Source organism: Pirellulales bacterium, assembly GCA_036267355.1.
Lineage (GTDB): Bacteria > Planctomycetota > Planctomycetia > Pirellulales > DATAWG01 > DATAWG01.
This window is the reverse complement of the sequence record DATAWG010000005.1, coordinates 33,901-50,228: the sequence shown is the minus strand read 5'-3', so window position 1 is coordinate 50,228 and position 16,328 is coordinate 33,901. Positions and strand designations below refer to the sequence as shown.

Below are 16,328 nucleotides of genomic sequence, written 5' to 3'. Positions count from 1 at the left end.
AGATCGCCACGGCCGCCGGTTGAGGAATCAGCTTCGACTTGTCCATGGCCGTAATTCGCGAGCGGCGATTGTTCGGACCTGAAACCGGAGGCGGTTGCTTCGCCCTCGACCGGATTTCCGGCATTTCATAACGACTCATTCCTGCCGCAGCCGGCCGAGTCGGCCGCGGTCGCCGTTCGACTCGCTGCCGCTTCGATCGCCAAGCTGGCGCCGCTGGGCATCGATCGCTTCGAGTGCCGCAACGTGTCGCCGGATTCGGGCGGCGGGACGGCGAAAATCGGCAAATAATTGGCCGACAATTTCGCGGCAATTCAAATTCTCGGCCAATGCCGAAATCTCTCGCCGCCAGCCGCGTTCCATTCGGATGGCCAATAGCCAGCGCAGGAAAAGACCCCAAACGAACAGCCATATCGCCGCATACACGAGGTAATCCAGTCCCAGCAGCGGCTTGCCGAGCCATGTGTATTCATAGAAAAAATTCCAGCCCAGGCGTGCGACAAGCAAGCCCAGCAAGAGGATGAACAGGGCTTCCAAGAAGCCGTGAAAGATCGGACCTGCATAGCGGGCGACCCTGCGTTCGATCGCCAAATCGACCGCTGCCGCCGCACGTCCGCCAAGTTGCCGAATCATCGAACCGATCGCCACTTGCTGCGCGTCGCTCGTAGCCGAATTGTCGCCATCCGAATCCGTCGCCGATAGTCCCGCTCGATTCGCCTGCTGCGCGAGCACGCTGCGCGCCTCCGCCAGATCGGCTTCGCTAATGCCAATCTCGGCGGCGGATGTCCAATCACCGTCGGAATCTGGAGACCCTCCATTGGCGACGACGGGCATCGTTGGCCTTGGCCCACGCGATTGCTGCGTCAGCGCGGATCCTAACAGAAATCCGTGGGTGAGCGGCGCAAACGACCGCCACGGCGCGAGCGGCCGGTTGACGAACCGCAAGAACGCGGCAAAGGGCCCGCTACCCCAGCGCCGCGTCGCTTGCTCGAAGAGCAATTGTCGCCACCACTGCCGATTCGCACGCCATCGGGTCGCCAAACGGTCGCGCACTTGACCGGAAAGCCGAGCCTCTTCAACGGCGATTCGTGCCTCGAGCGCCGCGACCGCGGGCCACAGATTCTCGGCTTCTTGCCTCGCCCGTGCCTGCCACCAGGCGACCAGATCGAGGGCGTTGCCGCGGCGGATGCGATGCCGCGCTCGCGCGGCTAGTTCGGTTCTTAGAAACTCCCGCAATTGTTGCAAGGCGGGCATCGCCGGCTCGCCGCGCTCGTGGGCGGCAAGCGCCTCCTCGCTATCGATCAAGAACATAGGCGGCACGATGAAGCCCATCGCTTCCAACTGCCGCCTCCAATCCGCGCGAATATCGTGATCGCGGGTTGCATGGGTTTGGACGAACACGACTTGCCGTCCGGGCGCATGCGCCAAAACTTCTTCGGCGACAGCGGCCGTTTTGTACTTTTGCGCGGTAGCGACAAACAGCATCACGTCGCATTGCGGCAACACGCGGCGCAACAAATCCCGATTGCGGTTCGCGGTTTCTTCCGTCGCATCGCCCTGCGTGTCGGGGTCCGGGCAGTCGATCAGGATCATCCCCGCGAGCAGCGGCGCATCGACCTTCGTGAGTTCGAATGGCGCCGCGAGCGAAGGTCCATCGCGGTCGGGTTCACCGACGCTTCGAGTCGGTGTGGCGTCGGATCCGGCGACGCTCCGGCCAACATTGAGAAACGACGCATCGACATCGGGATGGCAAACGACGACGGGCCGGGTCGTGGTCGGCCGCTGAATATCGCTGGCCGGCGACACGCATGTGCCGACCAACGCGTTGACGAGCGTGCTTTTCCCGGTTCCCGTGCCGCCGACGATGCCGACGACCAGCACCCGGTCGAGCCGGCTTTGCAATTCGCGGAGCCGCGGTTCGACGCGGGCCCAGATCGCCGCCGCCTTCGCGAACGACGGCCAGTGCGGGGCCCGCGCAGTCCATTCGTTGATCGCCGCCAGCAGCCGATCGAATTCGGCCAATTGCTGATCTTCGTCGTAGTCGCTCACGCAATTTCCGTGGTGGTGGATGAAAGGGCCCGGGGCTGTGTGCGTCGCTAAATAATGCCGGAATTCGTGACGGGGCCAGCGGCGGATTCGGCCGTGGCCAACGATGACCGCAATTCGTCGATCGCGCGCACGGCGGTGAAAAAATTGTCGGTCTTGGCCGCGTTGGCGAAGCGGTCGATGCGCTCGAGGGTCGGCCCCAACACGAGTTGCTTCAATTCATTGAATAGCACCTCGGTGCGTTCCTTATACAGCCGTGCGTACAGCCGCCGGATCAGCGGTACCAGTGCGATCTGGCCGGTTTGCAGGGCTGCCGCTTCGCCGACCGCTGCGCCCGCAGCCCCGGCCGTAAAATCGGTGAGCCAATTGACCACCACATGCCAAGCCAACTGATCGAACGCGTGGCCACCCATGTAGCCCAACGTGATGCTCGCCGCCGGCCGAGCAACCGCGGCGGCCAGCAGGCCCGCGGTGAGAGTTTTCACCAATCGCGGATTTTGCCGCTCGAACGCATCCAGTTCGTCGTGGATGAATTTCCGCGACGAATCGCTGATCATCGGCATCATGCGATGCCGGGCTTCGAGCTCGTCGAACAGTTGCTGCCGGTCGACAGCATCGAGAGCGCGCTCGAGCTCGGTCCGAAGTAATTCGCTGCCAATGCGGCGGTATTCGTTCAACTGTTCCAACCATCGAGCGACGGCGATTCGCAGGCAATCTCGCTCGCGCTGGTGAAACAGCGTCGCTTCGTCCGGCTCGGCTTCGGCCGGCATGCTGCCAGCCAGCCGCAACGCAACTGCTTGGGCGCTCCGGATTGCCGCGGTCACGGCGGTCCAACCCGCGGCATAGGCCCCGTGCACAAACCGGTCGAGCCGCGTGCGGCGCGGCTCCAGCCAACGCCAGATTTCGTCCATCAATCGCCGAGGCGGAAACGGCGGCAGATCGAGTCGATCGGAGTAGTTCATGCGGCAAAGCACGTCGCGCGCCTGGGAATATTCCTGCGCTCGCCGTTCGAGGATCGCCAGATACGCCGGCAAACCCTTCCCCGGATCGAGCACTCCGCGCAAGCTGCCGCGAAACGAGCGAATCTTGATCGCGTCGAACTGCAAATCGGCGAGATCTTGCCGCGGGTTGGTCGCGCCGGGCGTGAGCGGATAGAAATGTAGACGGTTGGCTTCGACGGCTGGCTCGTCCCAAGGAGCGACGTACGCCTGCACCGGATCGACGCCAGTCGCGGCTCGAAACGTTTTCAGCCAGCCGGCGATAACCTCGCGTTGCCGCCGCGAGTCCGGCTGATTGACCATGTTGAACACGACCAGAACGGTTTTATCCACGTCGGCGGCCGGACGAAAGAAATCGCGGATCGCCGCGTCGTTGTATTTTTGCTGTGTCAGCACGCAAACCAGCACGTCGGCCGCATGGCGCACGATTTCGGCAAGCCGCCAGTTTTCCTTGAGCGTGCCATCGACGTCGGGCGTGTCGAGCAGCAACAATCGCTCGGGCTGTGTGCCGCCCGGCTCTTCCCGCACGATCAGCGCATTCGCCGGTCCGTCGTCGACTGCATCGCGTTCGGAATGCCAGGGGCGCAATTCGAAGTCGGCAAACACGCGGGCGAGTTCCGGGGCGTGGTTGGCCAGGAACGCTTTGGCGGCCGAGCAAACCGGATGGCGCGTCTGCGTGGCGTTTGGATCGACGAGGCTGGTGCGGCTGCCGACGAGATGATTGAAGATCGCGCTCTTGCCGGTGTTGGTCCCGCCGGTGACGGCCACGACGAGAAACGGTTCCTCGGCGAGTTGCGGCAGCAGCTTTTGAAACAGGTTGCCGTGCCACTCGGCCTCCGCCGCGGGACGTAGCCCCATCGCTTGCCCAAGCCTGTCGATTTTGCGCACCGCGCCGGCCAATGCCGCGACCTGCGCGACCCAATCGCGGTAGCTAAGCGTTCGGCTGGTCAAAGGGCGGCTCCGTTTCTCGGACGTTTGATTCTACGAGTCCAGCGGCGATTCGGGGAGCGTGGGTCGAGGGACAGGATTATGGCGCCGAGGCTGCCGCCTGGCGACGACCCCGGCGCGAGCCCGCTGCTCGGGATCACGATCGCGAGTTGTCGCACACGGCCTATTATGCTTGACAGGTTCGGGCGAATGCGGTCCATTTTCGCTTGCGGTAAAATTGCCCTGATTTGGGGCTCGACGCAATCGCGAACCGTCTGATAAGAGTGCCAAGGTGCCGATGCCTCTCACCTTCAACGAACAAGTCTGGCGGACCGTCACAGCGCAAGCCCTGCTGTATGTGCCGAAAATCTTGGCAGCCGCGGGTCTATTGTTGGCATTTTGGCTGATCGCGGCGGGGCTCGATCGATTGGTGCGCCGCTTCGGATCGACGCGCTTGATCGAGAGCGACGCGCTGGGGATCGTTACGCGGGGGATCAAAGTTTCGCTGCTGTTGGTCGGCGTCGTCACGGCGCTTGGCACGCTGGGCGTGAATGTCGCAGCCATGGTGACCGGTCTGGGGCTGACCGGTTTCGCGGTCGGCTTCGCATTGAAAGACATCATCTCCAATGCGTTGGCGGGCGTGCTGATTTTGATGTACCAACCATTTCGCCGCAGCGATCGAATCTCGGTGTTTTCGAATATCGCGTTGGAAGGGGAAGTGATTCATATCGACTTGCGTTATACGACCTTGGAAGTTGCCGACCGCCGAATCCTGGTTCCGAATTCCTATCTATTCACGAACTGCATCACCATTTTCCGCGCCGCCGCGCCGGCCGAAAAACCACCCAGCAACGCGAACTTGCCAAAGACGTGAAAGCCGAATTCGGAGTCCGTGCTGCTTTGTAGAAAACTCCTCGTCCGGCGCACTATGACTGTACCCACTTCGCGTGCAACAAACGCCAAAATCGTGGGCTGTTGGATGGCATGGATTTCGTGAGGGGTACAATCGCGCCAGGTTTTCTACAGAGCAAGTCCGTGCTCTTTCGCGGCGCATCCTCGCTTACGCTTCGAACTAGTGTTTGCAATGGCAGATTTTTGCGCGTGTTTTCCCGCCTTTCGTGATTAAATCTCTTCATCCTTCGTGGCTCTCGCATGGCCTGTCGCATTGCTTCGCTGCTGTCCGCCGCGACCGAAATGTTATTCGTCCTCGGGCTGGGAGAACGCGTCGTGGCGGTGAGCCATGAATGCGATTGGCCCCCGGCGGTAAGCCAATTGCCGCGAGTGACGATGTCGCACATCGCGGCTTCGGCATCGAGTGCGGCCATCGATTCGCAGGTGCGCGAATTGGCGGCCGCGGCCAGGCCGCTGTATGGCTTGGACGTTGAATTGCTCGGCCGTTTGAAGCCCGATCTGATCGTCACGCAGCAGCAGTGCGACGTTTGCGCGGTCAGTTACGAGGATGTGCTTTCCGCGGTGGCGAGCGATCCGCGATTGGCCGATTGCCGCGTCGTCGCGCTGAATCCCCAAGGATTGGACGATGTGCTGAACGATTTGCGGCGCGTCGGTGAAGCGGCCGGGTCAAGTGCCGCGGCCGATCGCTGCCTCGCCGAACTCGAATCTCGGATCGACATGATCCGCCGCCAAACGGCCGGATTGGCCGAGGCCGCGCGGCCGCGCGTCGTGTGCATCGAATGGACCGAGCCGTTGATGCTGGCTGCCAACTGGGTGCCCGAGATCATCGAGCTGGCCGGCGGGCGAAATGGTTTATCGATCGGCGGCCGGCATAGCACGTATCATGCTTGGCCCGACGTGCTCGCTTACGATCCGCAAGTGATCCTCATCAGCCCTTGCGGCTTCGAATTGAACCGCACGCTCGACGAAGCGCGGGCATTGACGAGAATTTCAGGTTGGCAAGGAATGACGGCCGTTCGCAACGGACGGGTTTTCGCCGTCGATGGCAACGCATATCTCAATCGATCGGGCCCCCGGCTGGTCGATAGTCTCGAAGTCGTCGCCCACCTGCTGCATCCCGATCAATTCGCAGCCCCGCCGCAGGCCGTGGGCGGCTGGAGCCCAATGCTTTAGCGGCGGGACCAATTGCATATTGAAGGGCCGATCTCTAGCCGCCCTTCAACGTCACGGGCAGGCGATCGATTTTAGCTGCCAGGATGAAATCGTTTTCCGAAAGGCCACCGATGGCGTGCGTCCAGATTTCGATCCACGCGTTTCGGTAGCCCTCGAGATGCAGATCGGGATGATGCTGCTCGTCTTCCGCGAGCCGAGCGACGGCGTTGAAAAAATCCATCCCGGCCATGAAGTTTTTGACCAGCCAGTCCTTGCGAACCCGCTGGCCGTCGTGTGTCAGATGCCAGCCGTCGAGGGATTTTAACTGCTCTTCTGCCTCGGCCCAGGAATACTTGGGCACGCCCCCTTCACAGGGAACACATTTCTTGGCGACCAATTGGCTGTCGGTTTGCGTTTGCATTGCAAAACCCTCCCAAGGTGGGCAATAAGGTTTCTTCGTGAGGATTCTCAGTTTACTCGGATCGTCGCTTACCTGCTCTCCGGCCCGGTTAGGTCGCTGAATCGGATCCATTGCATGGCGACGCCCGGGTTACACCGCACGAAGACATCTCCGGCGAGGATCAACGCGGCGCGCCAACCCACGCGCGCCGCCGGAATCGTAGCGACATTTTCGCGTCCGCGCCGAGGCAAGTGAAGAGGGCGTCCCAAGGGGCTCGACTTGCGTGTCGGCTTTTGCGCCGTCCATCCGCCGCCTATTTTTGCCCCAAAGATCGGACGAAGCCCGGGGTTCTTAAAACCACGGGCTCGTCTTCTTGTATTCGCGTTGGTTTAGCGCGGCATAGGGTCAGTTTCGCCCCATGCAGTGCTACGGGCCGCCCCCCTCGCCGAATCGGAGCCCTCGTCGTAGTTCGGGCCGCCGTTTTCGGCGACAATCGCGCGCCGTGTCTTTAGCCTTTGCCGGCTTTGCCGTCGCCGCCGAGCAGGGAGTCGAGGCTCGTGGCGGCCGGGGCTTCGGCGGTCGCAGTTTTTGAGCCTGCATCGCCGGTTTCCAGGAGTGGGAAATGGCGAGGCAGGACGCGTTCCGGTTCGTGGGCCAAGGCTTCGAGCGCCTCCTTGCGGATTCGGACTTCCGAGCCTTGGAAGGTGTGGAAGCCGGTTCCGGCGGGAATCAAGTGGCCGAGGATCACGTTTTCCTTCAGGCCTACCAAGTGGTCCACCTTGCCGGCCAAGGCCGCTTCGGTGAGCACTTTGGTGGTTTCCTGGAAGCTAGCGGCCGAGATGAAGCTGGAGCTTTGCACGGCCGCCTTGGTGATCCCGAGCAACTGGGTGCTGGCAGTGGCCGGCTTGGGCTTGGTGCCCTTGCACGGTTCGCCGCCGAGGGCTTCGATCTGAGCGTTGACCTGCTCCAGCGCATCCTTGGGCACGATGGTGCCGGGAGCGAAATCGCTGTCTCCCTTTTCGGTGATCTTCACGCATTGCGACAGGTTCTGATTCACGGCCCGGAATTCGAACTTATCCATCACGCTGCCCGGCAGCAGCCCGGTGTCGCCGACGCTTTCGATCCGCACTTTACGGAGCATCTGGCAAACGATGATCTCGATATGCTTGTCATCGATTTCGACGCGCTGGCTGCGATAGACGTTTTGAATTTCGCGAACCAGGTATTGCTGCACGGCTTCTTCGCCGGAGATGCGGAGGATGTCGTGCGGCACCAGCGGGCCATCGACGAGGGCTTCGCCTGCCCGGACAAAGTCGCCGGCATGCACGCGCAAGTGCTTGCCGTGCGACACGAGGTGTTCGCGCTCGATGCCGCTTTCGCTGCGGACGATGATTGTCCGTTTGCCGCGGCGTTTTTCGCCGAGCAGTTCGACCGTTCCGTCGATCTCGGCGATAACGGCCGGATCCTTCGGCTTGCGGGCTTCGAAGATTTCGGTCACCCGCGGCAGACCGCCGGTGATGTCTTGCGTGCCGGATACTTCACGAGGCGTTTTGGCCAGCAGCGTTCCGGCCGTGACCTGATCGCCTTCGTTCACTTCGATATAGGCCTTTTCCGGCAGGTAGTAGAAGTCGAGAATTTTTCCCGACTCGTCTTCCAAGACCACTTGCGGATGGAAATCCCCCTTGTGTTCGAGCACCATGCGGCGAACGTGACCGCTGGGGTCCTTTTCGATGCGCATCGTTTCGCCTTCGATCACGTCCTCGTAGCGAACCTTGCCGGTGACTTCGGCGAGAATCGGGATGCTGTGCGGATCCCATTGGCAGAGAACGGTGCCGGTCTTGACTTCCTGGTTCTCTTCGACCAACAGGATGGCGCCCGCGGGAACTTCGTATTTCTCGAGTTCTCGTCCCTTGGGGTCCAACACTTGAATTTCGCCGTTGCGCGTGAGCACGACTTGCTCGCCCGCGTCGTTGCGCACGACTTTCAGCCGCGTGAACTGGACGACGCCGTTCTTCTTGGCTCGGCTTTCGTTGTCGACGATCGAGCGCTGACCGACGCCGCCGATGTGGAAGGTGCGCATGGTGAGTTGCGTGCCCGGTTCGCCGATGCTTTGGGCGCCGATGATTCCGACGGCCATGCCTTCTTCGACCAGTGTGCCGGTCGAAAGGTCCATGCCGTAGCACAACCGGCAAATGCCCAGCGGGGCATCGCAGGTGAGCGCGCTGCGAACCTGAATCTTTTCCAGACCGAGATCCTCGATCCGGCGCGCGACCTTGGGAGTGATTAGCTCGCTTTCGGCGACCACCATTTCGTCGGTGATCGGGTTGACGATGTTGGCCCGGCTCACGCGGCCGCGGATCGAATCAGCCAAACCGACTTCGACCTTTTCACCGCGGTAGATTACTCCCTTGGTGATCCCTTGCGTCGTGCCGCAATCGTGCATCGTGATGACGACATTTTGGGCAACGTCGGCCAGCTTGCGGGTCAGATAGCCGGAGTCGGCCGTCTTGAGGGCCGTGTCGGCCAAGCCTTTGCGGGCGCCGTGCGTCGAGCTGAAATATTCCAGCACTGTCAGCCCTTCGCGGAAGTTGGCCTTGATCGGCGTTTCGATGATCTTGCCCGACGGCTTGGCCATCAAACCGCGCATCCCGGCCAACTGGCGAATTTGCTCGACGCCGCCTCGGGCACCCGAGTGGGCCATCAAGAAGATCGGGTTGACGTAGTTCGTATGCCGATGGTCGTTTTCCAGCTCGGTCATCATTTCCGTGGTGATTTTTTCGCGGGCGTGCGTCCAAGCGTCGAGCACCTGGTTGTATCGCTCCCCTTCGGTGATGATGCCGCGTTGATAGAGCTTGTAGATCTTGAGCACCGACTTTTCGGCTTCGCCGATGATTCGCGACTTATTCGACGGTGTGATGAGATCGTCGGTGGCAAACGAAAGACCGCTGCGCGTACTGTTGCGGAAGCCGAGGCGGTTCATATCGTCGAGCAGATCGATGGTCTTCCGCCGGCCGAGCGCTTGATAGCAATCCGAAATAACCTTGGCCAACTCGCTGGAACGCATCGGAAGGTTGTAGAACAGCATTCCCTCGGGGAGCGTGGAATTGAACATCACGCGGCCGACGGTCGTGTCGATCAGCGCGCCTGGCTTGGCCAGCGCTTCGTTGTCGGTTTTGAGCCGGCGATTCTTCGGCAGCCGGACCTTGATCCGAGCGTGCGTCTTCACGACGCCGAGCGAATAGGCCAACTGCACTTCGTCGAGCGATGAGAAAATCATCCCCTCGCCCTGCTGGCTGGCGTGGAGAATCATCGTCAGATAATAACAACCCATCACCACGTCTTGCGACGGGCTGATGATCGGCGCGCCGTTGGCCGGGCTGAAGATGTTGTTCGTGGCCATCATCAGCGTATGGGCTTCGACCTGGGCTTCAATCGACAGCGGCAAATGGACGGCCATCTGGTCGCCATCGAAATCGGCGTTGAATCCCTTGCAAACCAGCGGGTGCAGCTTGATCGCGTTGCCTTCGACCAACACCGGCTCGAACGCCTGGATGCCCATGCGATGCAGCGTCGGGGCGCGATTGAGAAGCACGGGGTGATTGCGGATCACCTCTTCGAGGATATCCCATACCTCATCGTCCTTGCGCTCGAGCATCTTCTTGGCGCTTTTGATCGTATCGGCGTGGTTGAGCTCTTTCAGCCGGCGAATGATGAACGGCTGAAACAATTCGAGCGCGATCTTTTTCGGCAGCCCGCATTGGTGCAGCCGCAAAGTCGGCCCGACCACGATCACGCTACGGGCGGAATAATCGACGCGCTTGCCGAGCAGATTCTCGCGGAAGCGGCCCTGCTTCCCCTTGATCATGTCGGTCAGCGATTTCAAGGGGCGATTGCTCGATCCGAGCACGGGCCGCTTGCAGCGATTGTTGTCGAACAGCGCGTCGACCGATTGCTGGAGCATGCGTTTTTCGTTGCGGATGATCACCTCTGGCGCATTCAGATCGACCAGCTTTTTCAAGCGGTTGTTGCGGTTGATGATGCGGCGGTAGAGATCGTTCAAGTCGCTGGTGGCGAAATTGCCCGAATCCAACAGCACCAGCGGTCGCAAGTCCGGCGGGATGACCGGAATCACGTCGAGCACCATCCATTCCGGCTTGTTGTCGCTATCGCGGATGGATTCGACGATTTTCAGCCGATTGATGAGGTCCTTCTTTTTTTGCTTGGAATTGGTCTCGTGCAAATCTTCGCGCAATTGCTTGGAGAGCGTGACCAAATCGAGACCCACGAGCAGCTTGCGCACTGCTTCGGCGCCCATCTCGGCCTCGAACGAGCCGTCGCCATATTGCTCGCGCGCGGCGCGGTATTCTTCCTCGGTCAGCAATTGCTGCTTTTTCAGCGGCGTGTCGCCGGGGTTCGTGACGACGTAGTCCTGGAAGTAGATCACTTTTTCCAGGCTGGTCGTTTTCATGTCGAGCAGATTGCCGAGGCGGCTCGGCATGGCCTTGAAAAACCAGATATGCACGACCGGCGCAGCCAATTCGATGTGGCCCATCCGCTTGCGGCGGACGCGGCTGTGCGTCACCTTCACGCCGCAACGATCGCAGATCATGCCCTTGTATTTCATGCCGCGATACTTGCCGCAGGCGCATTCCCAGTCTTTTTCCGGGCCAAAGATGCGCTCGCAGAACAGGCCGTCTTTTTCCGGACGGTAGGTGCGGTAGTTGATGGTTTCCGGCTTTTTCACTTCGCCGAACGACCAACTGCGAATATCGTGCGGCCGGGCCAGGCTGATCTTGACCGCCGTGTAGTCGTTGATCCGGTCGTAAGAGCTGTCTGCGGTGCTCATATTCAAGGCTCCTGGGAGAAGACCGATTGGTTCGTATGCAAAGTCGCGCTAGGCGAGCGGCAGGTTGCGAACGCGAATTCGATGTGATTCAAACACGACGATCGCGCCGGCGTTCAGAGCGCTTTAGACGGTGGGTAAATTTGCTAACAAAGTACGAAACTGATTTGCTGGAACCCGCGACAAATCGCCGCGGAACAAAATAAACGAAGGCTGTTGGCTGTTGCGATCCGCCAAGATCGCCCAAAATCAGTGTCAGCTGAAACCAGCACTCGTTGTTCGTCAGCCGCTCGATCGAAGATCCTTTCATCTTCGTCCGCTTACATCCCATAGTGTCGAACATGCACCGCGTCGTGGCCGGCGTGGCGAAGTTGCTCGGCAAGCCAGGGTGAGAGCGCATTGTCGATGAGAAATCTCATCAGAGCGTGACCAAGGGCAATTCGCGTTCTCGAACCGCCTCAGCGGCGAACAGGAGACACTCGTGGATTTCGTCTGCCGCTAAATCGGGGTAATGCGCCAATTTTTCGCCGTCTGTCATTCGCTCTGCGACCATTCCGACCACGGTGGCAACGGGAATGCGCAGACCGCGCACACAAGGCACACCGCCCATCTGCTCCGGCCGGACGGTGATACGCGAGTACTTTGGCATGTCTTATTCGCCGCTCTTATTCGCCGCAGATGGCCCTCCGGTCCCTTATTTCTTGCTAGTTGTCGTTTAGTCCAAACTTACGCGTGTGGAGGCGGCCCTGCCACCCGGCCTCGAGCTTCTGGACGTAGTTGGGCTCCGCATCCGGGCCTATCCGTTGGAGGATGCTGAAGCTCGGGCTCTCCGGCTTGCAGTCGCGTAGCTTTTTGTTACCACAGTGCCCTGACGTCGCGTAATTCAACCACTTGTTCCGTAAGCGAACGACTTGCATTGCGTCGGTTGTTGCCATTATCAGATTTCAAATTTGAAATCGCGAACTGCTAAATCCGTCGCTTTTCGAGTTGCATGTTGAGCGCCAGTCCGCGAATTTCGTTGGTGAGCACATCGAAGCTGGCGGGCGTGCCGGCTTCGAGCGTGTTTTCTCCCTTGACCATCGATTCGTAGATTTTCGTGCGGCCTTCGACGTCGTCGCTTTTCACCGTCAGCAGTTCTTGCAGCACGTAGGCCGCGCCGTAGGCCTCGAGCGCCCAAACTTCCATTTCCCCAAACCGCTGGCCGCCGAATCGCGCCTTGCCACCCAGCGGCTGCTGCGTGATCAGCGAGTAGGGGCCGGTCGACCGGGCATGCACCTTGTCGTCGACCAGATGGTGCAGTTTGAGCATGTAGATGTAGCCGACGGTGGTTTCCTGCTCCAACGCTTCTCCGGTTCGCCCGTCGAAGAGTTGGGCCTTGCCGTGCTTGGGAAGTTTCGCTTCCGTCAGGCACTTGCCGATGGCCTCTTCCGTGGCGCCGTCGAAGACCGGCGTAATCGCTTGGAAACCGAGCAAAGCGCCGGCCCAGCCGAGATGCGTTTCCAGAATCTGGCCCACGTTCATGCGGCTGGGAACGCCGAGCGGGTTCAACAGGATTTGCACGCTCGTGCCGTCGGCCAGGAACGGCATGTCTTCCTTCGGCAGAATCTTGGCGATGACACCTTTGTTCCCGTGCCGGCCGGCCATCTTATCGCCGACCGAGATCACGCGCTTGGCCGCGATGTAGACCTTCACCATCTGCAGCACGCCGCTGCGCAATTCGTCGCCGCGCTTCATGCTATTCAGCTTGCGATCGCGGGCATCGATGGCAGCCTCAATGGCCGGCCATTTGGTCTTGTACGCCTTTTCGACTTCCGTCTTGCGTTGCGGGCTGCGGATGTCGATTGCATCGAGCTTGAATTGCAAGGCCCGCTCGGCGACGAAGCGATGCTCCTGATCGCGCACCAGCGGCGTGCCGTCTTCGTCGGTCAACGGCCGTTGCAAGATGCCTTCCATCTCGGCGACCATATCGCCGAAGGCGGCCGCGATCTGGGCATTCCCTTCGGCTTCCGCTTCCTTGAGGGCCTTTTCGAACGACTTACGTTCGTCTTCGCTGAGGCTCATGCGGCGCGAAAACTTTTGCGTGTCGATGACGATGCCTTCCACGCCCGAGGGGACTTCGAGCGAATCGTTTTTCACGTCTTCGCCGGCTCGGCCGAAGATAGCGTGCAACAGTTTTTCTTCCGGCGTGAGTTCGGTCTTCGATTTCGGCGAAACTTTGCCGACCAGAATATCGCCGGGGCGCACGTACGTGCCGATTCGCACGATGCCCGTCTCATCGAGATTTCGCAGCGCTTTTTCGCTGACGTTGGGGATATCACGAGTGAATTCCTCGCGGCCCAACTTGGTTTCGCGAATTTCGATGTCGAATTCTTCGATATGGATCGACGTGTACACGTCGCGCTCGACCAATTCTTCGCTGATGATGATGGCATCTTCGAAGTTGAACCCATCCCAGGCCATGAAACCGACCAGCACATTGCGGCCCAAGGCCAATTCGCCTCGGAACGTCGCAGCCCCGTCGGCGATCACCTCCGCCTTTTCGACCTTTTGGCCCAACTCGACGATCGGCTTCTGGTTTTGGCAGGTGCGTTCGTTGAGGCCGACGAATTTGCGCATGTGATAAACATCGCCGGCGATTTCGATCCGATTCGCGTCGACATACGTGACCGTTCCCTTGCGGGCAGCGCGAACGATCATCCCCGAATTTTGGGCGACATCTCGCTCCATGCCCGTCGCCACGACCGGCGGCTCGGTGATCAACAGGGGCACGGCTTGACGCTGCATGTTCGAGCCCATCAACGCGCGGTTGGCATCGTCGTGTTCCAAGAATGGGATCAAGCCGGCGGACACGCCGACCATCTGGCTCGGGGCCACGTCGATGTACTGAATCTTGTCGGGCGAGACTAACACGAAGTCGGAGCGGAAGCGGGCGATGATGTTGTCGCCATGCAAATGGCCGTTTACGACCGGGGCGTCAGCGGGAGCCAGATAGGCTTCGCTTTCCTGATCGGCCCGAAGCCACACGACCTCATCGGCCAATTTTCCCTTGTGGACTTTGCGATACGGAGTGATCAAGAATCCATATTCATCGACGGCCGAATAGATGCCCAGGCTCGAGATCAGACCGATGTTCGTGCCTTCCGGCGTTTCGATCGGGCAGATGCGGCCGTAGTGCGAGATGTGCACGTCGCGCACTTCGAAACCGGCCCGTTTGCGATTCAAGCCGCCGGGGCCAAGTGCCGAAAGCCGCCGCTCGTGCGTCAGCATCGACAGCGGATTCGTCTGGTCGACCACTTGCGACAATTCGCCGCGGCCGAAGAAGTATTCGATCGCCGCGGAAATGCTCTTGGGATTGATCAAGCTGCGCGGCGTCATGTCGACGACGTCTTTCAGGCTCATCCGCTCTTGGACGGTGCGCCGCAGCTTCAGGAAGCCCTTGCGCAATTCGTCGCAAGCCAATTCGTCGATCGTTCGCAAGCGGCGATTGCCCAGGTGGTCGATATCGTCGACCTCGACGTCCGGGTCGCCGGACGTGAGCGCGAGCAGATACTTGATTGCGGCGATCAGATCCTCGGGCCGGAGCGTCATTTCCGTTTCCGGAATGTCGAGCTTCAGCTTACGGCTGATGCGGAAGCGGCCGACGCGGCCCAGGCGGTAGCGATTGGTGTCGTAGAATTTTTCGTGGAACAAGGCCCGGGCCTTTTCCAATTGCGGCGGATTGCCTGGCCGGAGCCGCTGATAGATCCGCAGCAGGGCTTCTTCGTGGCTGCCGGTGTTGTCTTCCGCCAGGCTGTTGAGAATCAGCGGCACTTTGACATCGGCCATCACTTCGACGGAAGTCAGGCCCGAGGTGATGATCAATTCCACGGCGTTCTTCGTGATTTTCTGGCCCGATTCGAGAATGATCTCGCCGGCTTTTTCGCTTTCGGCCGGGTAGACGATATCTTCGACGGCGATCTTGCCCTCGATTTTCGCGGCGCTGCGGCCATCGACGATTTTCTCGACCGTCGTGGGGTAGAAAATGCGCAGCAAATCGGGGTCGCGGCTGTATTTCGGGTCCATTGCCCGGAGCAAGGTCATGGCCGAGAACTTGCCGCTCTGATCGATGCGGACCGAGAGCGTGTCCTTCTTCGAGATGTTCAGTTCGATCCAACTGCCGCGTTCGGGGATGATCCGGCAGCTATGCAGCTTGCGCTCGCCGGATTCCGTATCGGCGACAAAATCGACGCCGGGGCTGCGGTGCAATTGGCTGACGACGACGCGCTCGGCCCCGTTGATGATAAATTCGCCGCCACCGAGCATGATCGGCATATCGCCGAGATAGACTTCTTCTTCGATCGGCTCTTCCTTGGTGAGCCGCAGCCAGACGCGGAACGGACGTCCATAGGTCAGCCGCAGTTGCCGGCATTCATCCGGTTCGTAGCGTGGCTTGCCGAGTTCGTAGCGGATGTATTCCAGCCGCAGATTCTTGTCGTAGCTTTCGATCGGGAAAATTTCCCGCAACACTCCCTCGATGCCCTGATCTTTGCGCTTTTGAAGCGGGATCTCGTATTGGAGGAAGTTGTCGTAGCTGTGGGTCTGAATTTGGGTCAGATCGGGAATCTGATGCGGTTGGCGGAGGCTGCCGAAGCGGCGGACTTCTTTCGGACGCAGACGTCGTTCTGCCGTGATAGCCATAGGCTGCTCTTAGCTCCTAATTTGAGTTGCCGACGATGAATCGGCGGGAACATCGGCTGCGCGAGCGCACGCGCACAGCCTGACCCTCTCGGAAATCGCAAATCGACGGTGGCTTGACGTGTGGAATCAAGCGACTCGTGTGCGGGGTTGCGGGCAATCGAAGTTGAATTACGCAAAGCTCCGCAAGGTGTTCGTCGCTGCGGGGCGGCGAACGCCTTCCCTTTCGGCCCTCCACCGAAGCGGTCTTTGCGGCTCTCCTCATGGCCACGCGTGCCGCGTGAATAAGGAAGGTGCTTCATCGACTAGCGGCCCGCCGACAACGGCGGACCGCATCAACGCGCAATCGCGGTGCGAGCGGATCGCACCGCGGTCGGCA

General features: G+C 60.4%; 8 protein-coding genes and 1 pseudogene. 2 read left to right on the top strand and 7 right to left on the bottom strand.

Annotated features, from left to right (window positions below; all coding sequences use genetic code 11):
* Window positions 1-135: 135 nt before the first annotated feature.
* Window positions 136-2,046 carry a dynamin family protein gene (locus tag VHX65_01285; GenBank protein ID HEX3997161.1) on the bottom strand — a complete coding sequence of 637 codons (1,911 nt, stop codon included), beginning with the start codon at window positions 2,044-2,046 and terminating at the stop codon, window positions 136-138.
* Between the two features lie 47 nt (window positions 2,047-2,093).
* Window positions 2,094-3,992: a GTPase gene (locus tag VHX65_01280; protein HEX3997160.1), complete on the bottom strand. Its 1,899-nt coding sequence runs from the start codon at window positions 3,990-3,992 to the stop codon at window positions 2,094-2,096.
* Between the two features lie 274 nt (window positions 3,993-4,266).
* Here VHX65_01280 and VHX65_01275 point away from each other — a divergent pair, with 274 nt between their 5' ends.
* Complete coding sequence (locus tag VHX65_01275) at window positions 4,267-4,842, top strand: mechanosensitive ion channel domain-containing protein (GenBank protein ID HEX3997159.1); 576 nt, start codon at window positions 4,267-4,269, stop codon at window positions 4,840-4,842.
* Between the two features lie 278 nt (window positions 4,843-5,120).
* On the top strand, window positions 5,121-6,053 hold the full coding sequence (locus VHX65_01270; protein HEX3997158.1) for a cobalamin-binding protein: 933 nt from the start codon (window positions 5,121-5,123) through the stop codon (window positions 6,051-6,053).
* A gap of 34 nt (window positions 6,054-6,087) precedes the next feature.
* On the opposite strand, the gene VHX65_01265 is transcribed toward VHX65_01270, so the two are convergent.
* The 5 genes and pseudogenes from VHX65_01265 to rpoB all read right to left on the bottom strand — a co-directional run bounded on the left by VHX65_01265 (window position 6,088) and on the right by rpoB (window position 15,952).
* Window positions 6,088-6,453, bottom strand: a complete 366-nt coding sequence (locus VHX65_01265; protein HEX3997157.1) for a 4a-hydroxytetrahydrobiopterin dehydratase — start codon at window positions 6,451-6,453, stop codon at window positions 6,088-6,090.
* Between the two features lie 487 nt (window positions 6,454-6,940).
* Entirely contained in the window at window positions 6,941-11,278 is a 4,338-nt protein-coding gene (rpoC, locus tag VHX65_01260; GenBank protein ID HEX3997156.1) for a DNA-directed RNA polymerase subunit beta', read from the bottom strand.
* Between the two features lie 143 nt (window positions 11,279-11,421).
* A pseudogene (locus tag VHX65_01255) lies at window positions 11,422-11,694 on the bottom strand (DUF5615 family PIN-like protein).
* Complete coding sequence (locus VHX65_01250) at window positions 11,694-11,924, bottom strand: DUF433 domain-containing protein (protein HEX3997155.1); 231 nt, start codon at window positions 11,922-11,924, stop codon at window positions 11,694-11,696. Before VHX65_01250 ends, VHX65_01255 begins: the two are co-directional and overlap by 1 nt.
* A gap of 317 nt (window positions 11,925-12,241) precedes the next feature.
* Window positions 12,242-15,952: a DNA-directed RNA polymerase subunit beta gene (gene rpoB, locus VHX65_01245; GenBank protein HEX3997154.1), complete on the bottom strand. Its 3,711-nt coding sequence runs from the start codon at window positions 15,950-15,952 to the stop codon at window positions 12,242-12,244.
* Window positions 15,953-16,328: the final 376 nt, after the last annotated feature.

What these genes read in the sequence shown, in the direction of transcription:
- VHX65_01275 (HEX3997159.1), top strand. Translation starts at nt 4,267, where the DNA reads ATGCCTCTCACCTTCAACGAACAAGTCTGGCGGACCGTCACAGCGCAA.
- VHX65_01270 (HEX3997158.1), top strand. Translation starts at nt 5,121, where the DNA reads ATGGCCTGTCGCATTGCTTCGCTGCTGTCCGCCGCGACCGAAATGTTA.
- VHX65_01265 (HEX3997157.1), bottom strand. Translation starts at nt 6,453, where the DNA reads ATGCAAACGCAAACCGACAGCCAATTGGTCGCCAAGAAATGTGTTCCC.
- rpoC (HEX3997156.1), bottom strand. Translation starts at nt 11,278, where the DNA reads ATGAGCACCGCAGACAGCTCTTACGACCGGATCAACGACTACACGGCG.
- VHX65_01250 (HEX3997155.1), bottom strand. Translation starts at nt 11,924, where the DNA reads ATGCCAAAGTACTCGCGTATCACCGTCCGGCCGGAGCAGATGGGCGGT.
- rpoB (HEX3997154.1), bottom strand. Translation starts at nt 15,952, where the DNA reads ATGGCTATCACGGCAGAACGACGTCTGCGTCCGAAAGAAGTCCGCCGC.